We start from the raw sequence: 10,081 nt of genomic DNA, 5'->3' as shown, positions 1-10,081 counted from the left end.
GGCACAGGTACGACGGCGAACGCTTCGCCAAAGGGGACGTTCTGATGGAGCTTTCCGGCGATTCGCATACGCTGCTGCGGATTGAGCGCACCCTGCTGAACATGCTCCTGCACGCCAGCTCGATCGCGACGCTGACGCGTAAATATGTCGATATCATTGCCCCGTACGGGACGAAGCTCCTCGATACCCGCAAAACCCGTCCTTTGCTGCGCAATTTCGAAAAATACGCAACCCGTATCGGCGGGGCGACGAATCACCGCATGGGATTGGACGATGCGCTGATGCTCAAAGACACCCATCTCAAAACCATCGAAAACCTCGAAAGTTTTATGGACGAAGCGCGCCGCAAGATACCGTTTACGTCCAAAATCGAAATCGAAGCCGAGGATGAGGAGATGGCCAAGCGCGCGATGGCCGCAGGGGCGGACATCGTGATGTGCGACAATATGCCGCCTAAAGCGTTGGCTGAAATCGTCGCGTACAAACGCGAATGCTATCCGGGCGTTTTGCTGGAAGCCAGCGGGAACATATCGCTCGATACGATCGAAAGCTATGCCGCAACGGGAGTCGATGCGATCAGCACCGGTTCTCTCATCCATCAGGCTGCGTGGATCGATATGTCGATGAAAATGAACTAGGAGGTAGTTCATGGCCGATGATATGGAGAAAACCGAAGAACCTACGGCCAAGAAGCTCTCGGACGCGAGGGAAGAAGGAAACGTTGCCAAAAGTCAGGACATCGTCGGGGTCGTAGCTTTGTTTGCCGCGATTCTGGGATTGCTGATGATGTTCAACTTCATCGCCGAGCACATGCTGAACCTCGCGCGCTATTATCTCTCGCTCATGACGCAGCCGTTGGATCGCGAGCTGATGTTTGACATGGCCGTGGTGACGATGAAAGAGTTTGTGATCATGGCGCTGCCGATCAGCCTGGTCGTCGCCATCGCCGGTGTGGCCGGAACACTCATGCAGATCGGATTTAATTTCACGACCAAACCGCTGGTCCCCAATTTCTCCAAGCTGGATCCGATTAAGGGATTCGGCAACCTTTTCACCCTCCACAAAATGATGGAATCGGTTAAAATCACCCTCAAATCGATGAGCGCCATGGGAATCGGGTTTGTCTTCTTCTGGTACTACATTCAAGAACTTCCCACCGTCGCTCTGTTTTCGCTGGGCGATCAGATGGAATGGCTCAGAGACAAGGCGATCGTCCTTGCTTCGGTGATGCTCATCATAATTTTCATTTTTGCCCTTGCGGATCTTTTTCTGACCCGAAAGCAGTATTTTGACAAGCTCAAAATGTCCAAGCAGGAGATCAAGGACGAGATGAAAAACATGGAAGGGGATCCGCACGTCAAAGCTAAAATCCGCCAAATCCAGTTTCAGGCCGCCCGTAAACGGATGATGGCTTCGGTTCCGACGGCCGACGTCGTCATTACCAATCCGACTCACTATGCGGTAGCCATCGTGTATGACGAGACGAAGCACAACGCTCCCGTCGTCGTGGCCAAAGGGGTGGACAACATCGCGATCCAGATCAAGAAAGTTGCCCGCGAAAACGGGGTGCACATTGTTCAAAATCCTCCGTTGGCCCGTTCGTTGTACAAAGAAGTCGATATTGACCGCCCGATCCCCGAAATGCTGTTTGCCGCGGTAGCCGAAGTGCTGGCGTACGTGTACAAAATGGGAAAAAAACGGAAGGGCTAGCGCGTGATGGAAAAAATAGTACGTCTTTTGACCGATAAACGAGTCATTGTCACCGTGTTTTTGGTCATTATGGCGATTCTGGGAGGGTTATTCTGGTATCTGGAGAAAAAAGTAACCTCCCAGACGGTGGAGCGGCTCAGTGACCAGCTTTCCCTGGCTTTGGAGAATCAATTGGAAAAGGAGCGCTCTTCCGCATTGCGCTATGCCTTGATCTTGAGCCAGAATACGGCGCTGAGCGACGCTCTGGAACAAGAAGACGAAGATCGGGGATTTGAGATTTTATCCGAGGTGATGGAATCGATCAAACTTTATACGGATGCCCTGATACGTTCGCAGGTCATTACGGCCGATTACGTTATTTTCGCCCGCAGCTGGGACAACTCGTATGCGGGGATGCCGCTGGATTTCCATCGTCCCGATTTGCTTTATTTTCAAAATCATAAAAAGCCCCGTTCCGCGATCGAAGTGGGACGTAAACTCGGGGTAAAGGCAACGGTTCCGGTTTATCATGCGGAGAAGATGATCGGGTTTGTCGAAGTCGTTTCGTTTTTTGAATCGACTCAGGAGTATTTCGAACGTCTGGGAATCGATATGTATATTCTGATGGAAGACCGCTTTTTCAATACGGCGGTTTTTATGCAGGAGAATCCGGCCATCGGCAAGGAATATATTCTGGCGAATACAAAATACACCCAAAGCGATTTGAAATTGCTAGAAGGGATCGATTTCAAGGCGCTGCGCCATTCGCGTGTTCTGTACAGCGGCGGGCGTTATCTGTTTTATGAACCGATGAAAAACGGGGAAGGGGAGACGATCGGTGCGTTCGTTTTTTCGCTTACCCCCAAACAAATCTCTACTTACGCCCATTCGGACGAAGAGGACATTTCGTTTTTGATCCATCTCACACGTAACGAACTGTATGATGTCATGACAAAAAAAACGCTTGACAACGCACAGTTTCAAAGCAAGTATGACAAAGAACTGCTCTACCTAAAAGACGTCGTTGCCTCGGAAGACCGTGAGCTGTTTTTGGAAGAAGCGCGCGAGAGGCTGAATGCGTATTCGAAGGAAGAGCTGATCGGCATCATGCTCGATTACAAAGTGACCAAAGAGATCAAAGGGGAGATTCGATGAAAGTATTGCTGCTGGAAGACGAATACATGCTGCGCATCAGCATTACCGAGTTTTTGGAAGATATGGGATTTGAAGTAGACGGTTTTTCCAACGGCGAAAAGGCATACGACGCCATTTATGATACCCATTACGATCTGTATTTGCTTGATGTGAACGTTCCGGGGATGGACGGATTCGAGCTGCTCCGGAGCCTTCGGAAAGACGGTAATAAAACGCCGGCTATTTTTCTCACCTCGATGGTGGACGTATCGAATCTTCAGGAAGGGTACAAATCGGGATGCTGCGATTATATCCGCAAGCCTTTTGATCTGACCGAGCTGCAATTGCGGATCATGCATGCGCTCAAAAGCTATTATCATGAAGGGGAAAATAAAATCGATTTCGGCGAAGGACTGGTCTACGATACCGAAAATTTCACGTTGACCCACAACGGCGAGAGCATTGCCCTCTCGAAAACCGAAAAAGAGATTTTCTCCGTTATGCTCAAACATACCAATCAGGTGGTTTCGGTCGAGATGTTCCAGGACGAGATATGGGGCGAATACGTCGATCCCGCCAACATCCGCGTCCAGATCAATAATTTGCGCACTTGAACGATAACCGTTACGCGATCAAAAACGCCTTTTTATATACGATGCTGGTGGCGGTATTGCTGCTTGTGCCGACGTACGTGTACGTCACCTATATGAAATACGTGTACGAGATTCAGTATGAAATGAAACTCAAGCGGCAATCGCATTTGATACTGCGAGCCATGGAGGAATTTGATCCCAAAGAACAAGCCGCGTTTGATTACCCGAGGTTTCGGTCGTTTCAGTCGGGATTGTACGATGTCCACTTTAACCCTGTCTTTACCCTGATTAAGACTCCTTTGAATGTTCAGCAAGCAGGGTATCGCATCGAGAACGGATATGCGACTCTCGTCGTGCCTCTTCCGGAACGGCGTTATTTTGACGCCACCTATCTGGTGGTTCGGGGAGAGCTTTCGTATGTCCAGATTTATCAGGACGTCGTCATGATCCTGTTCTCGATTACCGCATTGATTTTTGTCCTTTCTCTCTTCTTTCTTGATCGTTTCGCGTTGCCGTTTCAGCGTCTTAACCAGCGTTTGGACCGCTTTATCAAAGATTCGATGCACGAGATCAATACGCCGCTGGCAATTATTAACGTCAATATTGACCTGTACAATCGTGCCAATCCTCAGAACAAATACCTTCAGCGGATCAAAGCGGCGACGAAAACCCTGGCGACCCTTTACAACGACATGGACTATCTGATCAAGAACGAACGTCTCTCGTTTGAATACGAAACGCTCGATCTGAGTGCATACCTGAAAGAACGGTGCGATTATTTCGCCGAAGTGGCCGCGTTGAAAAATATCACGATCGTTCCTCATATCGAGGAGGGCGTATCGATCCTATTCAATTCGACGCAGCTGCAGCGAATCATCGACAACAATCTTTCCAATGCGATCAAATATTCGCACGAAGAGGGGCGGATCGAGGTGATTTTGGAACGTGCCGACGAGGGGTGCATCATGCGCTTCAAGGACCAAGGGGTCGGAATCGAGGACGTGGAGCGTATTTTCGAACGCTATTACCGCGAGAATAAAGACAAAGGCGGATTCGGAATCGGACTGAACATTGTCAAATCGATCATCGACAAGGCCGGGATCGAGCTCGATATCGACTCGGTATACGGCCAAGGAAGTACCTTTTCGTATCATTTCAACGCCCCTATTTTTTTACCGCGCTAAATTTTTCTTTTTTTACATTAATTTTACAGTGCTGCTTTACAATGCTCCTCGAAATACAAATAGATCAAGGAGAGCCTATGCGAAAAGTGATGATGCTAGCAATCGCAACGCTTGTGAGCGCAGCCGATTTATCGCAGGTGATTGAGAGTCCGGATGCGACCGAGATTCTTAAAAAAGATGCCCTTCCGGCAGCAAAAGCCTATACGATGCCCGAAGGGTGCATCACTAACGACCCTGCTGCGATTGCACGCGGAAAATATATCTTTCATAATCTGAACGGTAAAGACGCGAAAGAGAACCCCCCCGAAGGATTGAGCCGAACATTGCCGAACGGTAAAGAGAAGCAAATGGGCAACTGCGTCGCGTGCCACAACATCGAGGGGGCTGTCGGTTACGGCAACATCGGTCCGGATCTGACCAACTACAAAGGTTTGTATGTGGACAGCGGTGTTCGCAACGCCCAGTTCGTGTACCAAAAAATCGCCGATCCCCGTATCGACAATGCCAATACTCACATGACGGTCAACATGACCAACGGTCTGATGAACGAGCGCGAAGTGTGCGATCTGTCATCGTACATCATGGCTATCAAAAAATAAAATCCAAGGAGAAATAGAATGGAACGTAGATCATTTTTAAAAGGTTTTGGAGTGGCGGCGGCATGTGCCGTAGCGTTGCCCCATGTAGCAAGTGCGGCAGATGAGAAAAAAGTTGTCGGTCCGAATGAGATGAAATTTGAGACGGCGGTTGCCGCAATCACCGGCGGAAAAGCGCTGGTTGCCTCATCAAAAGTCAAAATGGAAGCTCCTGAAATCGCGGAAAACGGTGCCGTCGTCCCCGTCAAAGTCACGGTTGAGAGCCCGATGACGCAAAAAGAATACGTCAAAGCGATTCACGTATTGGCGTCTAAAAACGGAAACGTACGCTGCGCGAACATCTATCTGACCCCGGCAAACGGCGAAGCGTTTTTCGGAACACGCGTTAAACTCGGCGGAACTCAGGATGTCGTCGCAATCGCCGAGATGAGCGACGGATCGTTCCTCACCGCGAAACAAAACGTCAAAGTAACCATCGGCGGATGCGGTTGATCAAAAACCGGTATTTTAGAGCAAAGAAATAAGGACACAACATTATGAAAACACTGATCAAAATCAAACCAAAAGACTACAAAGCCGGTGACATCGTCAAAATCGACTTTATGGCGATGCATCCGATGGAAACCGGAATGCGCAAAGATAAAGACAGCGGACAACTGATCCCGGCCCATTATATCGATGAAGTGAAATTCATGTTTAACGATCAACTGATTACGAAAATGGTGATCTGGGAATCGCTTTCGGTCAACCCGCTGATGAGTATCAGTTTTAAAGTTCCGGGTGAAGGAACGCTCAAAGTTGTCGCCAAAGACAACAAAGGGCAAAGCGTCGAGAGTACCGCGAAAATTACTCCTAAAGGATAAGCAATGCGTAGAGTGACATTATGTGCCGTTGCGTTGTCGGCAGCCTTGTGCGGAATCCTCAATGCCGATGAAAAACTCAGCATGAGCGACGCCGACAAAGCGATGTATGCCGAACTTCTCGAAAGCAACCCGGCTGAGATGGATGTTGCCGAAGGCGAACAGCTGTTCGGCGATTTGATCGGCAGCGAAGCGTATGCGAAAGTTCTGGGAGTCAAAGAAAAAGACCTTCCTAAACACATCGCCGGTTTCCCCCGTTATGTCGATTCGGCCAAGAAGGTCGTCACGCTGGCGCAAACCATCCAAATGGCGGCGGCTTCTGTCGGCAAACCGGTTCCGAAACTCGAGAGCAAAGAGATGGTTAAAATGTCCGCGTACGTCAAATCGTTGGCAAACGGTCAAAAAACCTCCATCGACGTTAAAGCGAACAAACATATGGCTGAGATGCACAAACTTGGACAGCAGGTATTTGAAGAGCGCCGCGGCGGACGCGGTCTTTCGTGCAACAGCTGCCACAGCACCGATATCGTCGGTCAGCGTCTGCGGATGCAGCCGTTGCCGGATCTGGGTGCCAAAGAGACCGCTGCGGCGGGAACATGGCCGGCATACCGTATGACGCAAAGTCAGATGGTAACGTTGGACAAGCGGATGCAGCAATGTATGAAAAATGCGCTTTTGGCTGAGATCCCGCTCGGATCACGCGAAATGGTCGCGCTGGAAGTCTACGTCACCAACAAGACCAAAGGCAATCCAATCAGCATCCCAAGCGTGAAGCGCTAAGGGGTTTACGATGGATTTATCACGCAGAGATTTTTTTCAGATCGCCGCCGCGCTGGGGCTTGGGCTTCCGGCAGCGGCATCGGCGGCATCCAGTACCAAACGTGCCGATGAGGTCACGCTCAAAGATATTTACGGGTTTAATGCCCGCGGCAACGTGACGTTGCTGCATATCTGCGACATGCATGCCCACATCAAACCGCTTTACTGGCGCGAGCCCTCTACGCTGATTTCGGCGCCGAACCTCACCGGAACACCGGGCTTTTTGTGCGGCGAATCGTTTTTGAACTATTACGGCATGAAGGGCAAAACGCTGGATGCGTATTTCGATACGTATATGAACTTCGACGCCCTAGCGAGCAAATTCGGAAAAATGGGGGGTATTTCGCACATGAAAACCCTCATCAACCATATCAAAAAAGAGCGCGGTGCCGATAACGTCCTTCTTCTGGATTCGGGGGATACGTGGCAAGGGACCGGCGTCGCTCTCAAAACGCAAGGCGAAGCGATCGTCAAGGCGCAAAACTACCTTGGTGTGGACGTCATGGTCGGCCACTGGGAATTCACCTACGGCAAAGAGCGGGTCAAACAGCTCATCGAGATGCTGAATGCGAAATTCATCTCCCAAAACATCATCGGCGACGATTCGTTTGCCGACGATTTCGAAGAGCTGATTTTCGAGCCGTACACGGTTATGGAGCGCGGCGGTGCCAAGATCGGTATTATCGGTCAGTCGTTCCCGTTTACATCCACGGCAAACCCCAAAGAGTTTACGCAGGGGTGGAGCTTCGGTTTGCGTCTGGACACGCTGCAGCAGTACGTCGACAAACTTCGCAAAGAGGAAAAAGTCGATTGCGTCGTCGTCTTGTCGCATGACGGCTTCAGCGTTGATCAGGAAGTGGCGCGTCAGGTCAAGGGGATTGACTTTATCCTCAGCGGCCATACGCACGACCCCTCACCCCGTCCGACCGTTATCAACGGTACGGTCATCGTGATCGCGGGAAGCCACGGCAAATACGTCGGGCGTCTGGACATCGATATCCAAAACCACAAGGTCAAAGGATACGAGTACAAACTGATCCCGGTCGCGTCCAATCTGATTCCGGCGGACCCCGAAGGGGAAAAACTGGTGGCAGAGCTGTATTCGCCGTTTGACAAAGAGTTCGGCGAGATTTTGGGAATGACCAAAAATACGCTGTACAAACGCGATACGTTCCATTCGACGTTCGACGAATTGATCAACGATTCGATCATTAGCGCGATGGACTCGGATATTTCGTTTACGCCGGGTTACCGCTGGGGGACCACCGTTCTCGGCGGCGATCCGATCACGATGGACAACGTCTATGAGATGACGGGAATCACCTATCCCAACGTCTATACGTTCGAATTGGGAGGGCAGCAGATCCGCCATCTTCTCGAAGACATCGCGGACAACGTTTTCAACGCCAATCCCCTCTATCAGCAAGGGGGCGACATGAGCCGTCTGGGCAATGTCACGTACGACATCAAGATCGGAGCTGCCGGCGGCAAACGGATCAGCAATCTCATGGTAGGGGGCAAGGCGCTTGACGATAACAAGACCTACAAAGTCTCTTCCTGGGGGGGCAATCTGCAAAATGCGGGACGGAATCTGAGAGATCAGCTGACCCGTCCCGTGTACGATGTAACGGCAGAATACATCCGTCGTCAAAAAACGGTCAACATCAGCGGCAACAGTAACGTCCGTATTATGGATTACAACTGCGGATGTCCGAAAAAAGGCTCGAAAGGGTGCTAAAAGCACTCTTTCTGTAATCTATCAACTTAAGGAGTGAATGATGAAATTGGTTAATCTTAGTATTGCGGCCGCAGCGGTCTGTGTACTTTCTACGTCGGCGTACGCGCTCAAAAGCGAAGACCGTATCGTAAAGGGAAATTATCAGATTGAATACACCAAAGTACCGGGCGAAGTGAACTCGATCACTGAAATGTTTACCGAAGGCGAAGTGTACGGACGTCTCCGCTCGAATATGTTCTGGTGGGATTGGGAAAACGAAAACAGCGCTGTTCAAGACAACAACATGTGGGGTCTGGGCGGCAGTCTCGTTTATAAAACCGGTTACTTCCACGGTTTCGGTGCTACGGCAGGATTCTACGGCACGGTTCCAGTACACAACGACAATACTCTTGGTACCGGTACGACCAACTACGGTAAAGCGGGTAAAGACACTTACCATACTCGTGCTGACGGGTCTGAAGGGGCAATGGGGAATTTTGCCGAAGCGTATTTGGAATACAAAAACGGTAAAACGAACGTTAAAGTTGGGCGCCAAGGGATCGATAGCATCATGCTGGCAACCAACGATACGAAAATGATTCCCAACACGTTCGAAGCAGCCGTCATAGAGAACAAAGATATTCCAGGTACGACATTGCGTGCCGGATACATCATGGCCCAAAAACTTCGGGATCACCAAAGCTTCCACAGCGTTATTGCGTATGAAAAATACAATGAAAACGATGACTCCGGTGTTCACAAAGGTTTGACTCCGGCAAACATCCGAAGCAGAGGGGCTGGCGATGTTGACCCAGAAATGGTTTTGGTAACCGCTCAAAATACCTCTGTTCCGAATCTCAAATTGAATGCGGAATATGTTGCGTTGAACGGATTCTTCAATACCGCTGTAGCCGAAGCCAATTACAAAATCAAAGCAGGTGATTCTTGGACGGTAACTCCGGGTGTCCGTTATCTGCGCCAAATGGACGATGGTGCCGGCAAGATCGGCGGTGCTTCACTCAGTGGTACAGTAACGGCGGCGAACGCGGCTTCAAAAGGTTATAAAAACGGCGATAACGTCGACGGTAGTATCATCATGGCTCGCTTGGTAGCGGCTACAGGTCCGCTAGAACTCTCTGCAGGATACTCTGAAGTTTCTGATGATGCCGATATCATCGCACCGTGGCGCGGATTCCCTACGGGAGGCTATACTCGTTCCATGGCGCAGGTAGACTGGATCGCGAATACCAAAAACTGGGCCGTTAAAGCCGCCTATGATTTCGAAAAAGCGGGTCTAGTTCCCGGGCTGAAAGTAGCGGCCGATTATGAAAATATGAATTTCGATGACGCGAAAGCGGCGACTTCCGGTTTTACCGATCGTAATATTTTCCACGTCGATGCATGGCAGACGTTTAAAACGCTTCCGAATACCGAATTCAAATTCCGTTTTGCGACCGTTGATGCCGATCCGGCTGTCGGTGCAACCACG

Annotated in this window: 11 protein-coding genes; all 11 read left to right on the top strand. The window is 50.2% G+C overall.

Annotated elements, in window-relative coordinates:
* Positions 1-638: carboxylating nicotinate-nucleotide diphosphorylase (nadC, locus tag JU82_RS07710; RefSeq protein ID WP_294892550.1), on the top strand; the 638-nt coding region annotated here is incomplete at its 5' end.
* A gap of 10 nt (positions 639-648) precedes the next feature.
* On the top strand, positions 649-1,710 hold the full coding sequence (flhB, locus tag JU82_RS07705) for a flagellar biosynthesis protein FlhB (protein ID WP_037948992.1): 1,062 nt from the start codon (positions 649-651) through the stop codon (positions 1,708-1,710).
* A 6-nt stretch (positions 1,711-1,716) separates the two neighbouring features.
* Positions 1,717-2,844 (top strand): cache domain-containing protein, encoded by a 1,128-nt coding sequence (locus tag JU82_RS07700; protein ID WP_037948991.1) that lies wholly within the window; start codon positions 1,717-1,719, stop codon positions 2,842-2,844.
* Positions 2,841-3,437, top strand: coding sequence for a response regulator transcription factor (locus tag JU82_RS07695; RefSeq protein WP_294892547.1), 597 nt, complete (start codon positions 2,841-2,843; stop codon positions 3,435-3,437). The genes JU82_RS07700 and JU82_RS07695 overlap by 4 nt, the downstream gene beginning before the upstream one ends.
* A complete protein-coding gene (locus tag JU82_RS07690) occupies positions 3,434-4,600 on the top strand; it encodes a HAMP domain-containing sensor histidine kinase (RefSeq protein ID WP_037948984.1) in 1,167 nt (388 codons plus the stop codon). Before JU82_RS07695 ends, JU82_RS07690 begins: the two co-directional genes overlap by 4 nt.
* Before the next feature lie 77 nt (positions 4,601-4,677).
* Complete coding sequence (gene soxX / locus JU82_RS07685; RefSeq protein ID WP_037948981.1) at positions 4,678-5,199, top strand: sulfur oxidation c-type cytochrome SoxX; 522 nt, start codon at positions 4,678-4,680, stop codon at positions 5,197-5,199.
* A gap of 18 nt (positions 5,200-5,217) precedes the next feature.
* Positions 5,218-5,688 carry a thiosulfate oxidation carrier protein SoxY gene (gene soxY / locus JU82_RS07680; RefSeq protein WP_037948978.1) on the top strand — a complete coding sequence of 157 codons (471 nt, stop codon included), beginning with the start codon at positions 5,218-5,220 and terminating at the stop codon, positions 5,686-5,688.
* Positions 5,689-5,732: 44 nt separating this feature from the next.
* Positions 5,733-6,059, top strand: a complete 327-nt coding sequence (soxZ, locus tag JU82_RS07675; protein WP_037948977.1) for a thiosulfate oxidation carrier complex protein SoxZ — start codon at positions 5,733-5,735, stop codon at positions 6,057-6,059.
* 3 nt (positions 6,060-6,062) lie between these two features.
* Positions 6,063-6,836: a sulfur oxidation c-type cytochrome SoxA gene (gene soxA, locus JU82_RS07670; RefSeq protein ID WP_037948974.1), complete on the top strand. Its 774-nt coding sequence runs from the start codon at positions 6,063-6,065 to the stop codon at positions 6,834-6,836.
* A gap of 10 nt (positions 6,837-6,846) precedes the next feature.
* A complete protein-coding gene (gene soxB / locus JU82_RS07665; RefSeq protein WP_037948971.1) occupies positions 6,847-8,613 on the top strand; it encodes a thiosulfohydrolase SoxB in 1,767 nt (588 codons plus the stop codon).
* A gap of 40 nt (positions 8,614-8,653) precedes the next feature.
* A partial coding sequence (locus tag JU82_RS07660; RefSeq protein ID WP_294892544.1) for an OprD family outer membrane porin occupies positions 8,654-10,081 on the top strand: 1,428 nt, incomplete at its 3' end.

This window comes from Sulfuricurvum sp. MLSB (assembly GCF_000747095.1).
Classification (GTDB): Bacteria; Campylobacterota; Campylobacteria; order Campylobacterales; family Sulfurimonadaceae; genus Sulfuricurvum.
Note: the sequence above shows the minus strand (reverse complement) of the source record. Positions and strands in the feature narration are given on the sequence as shown.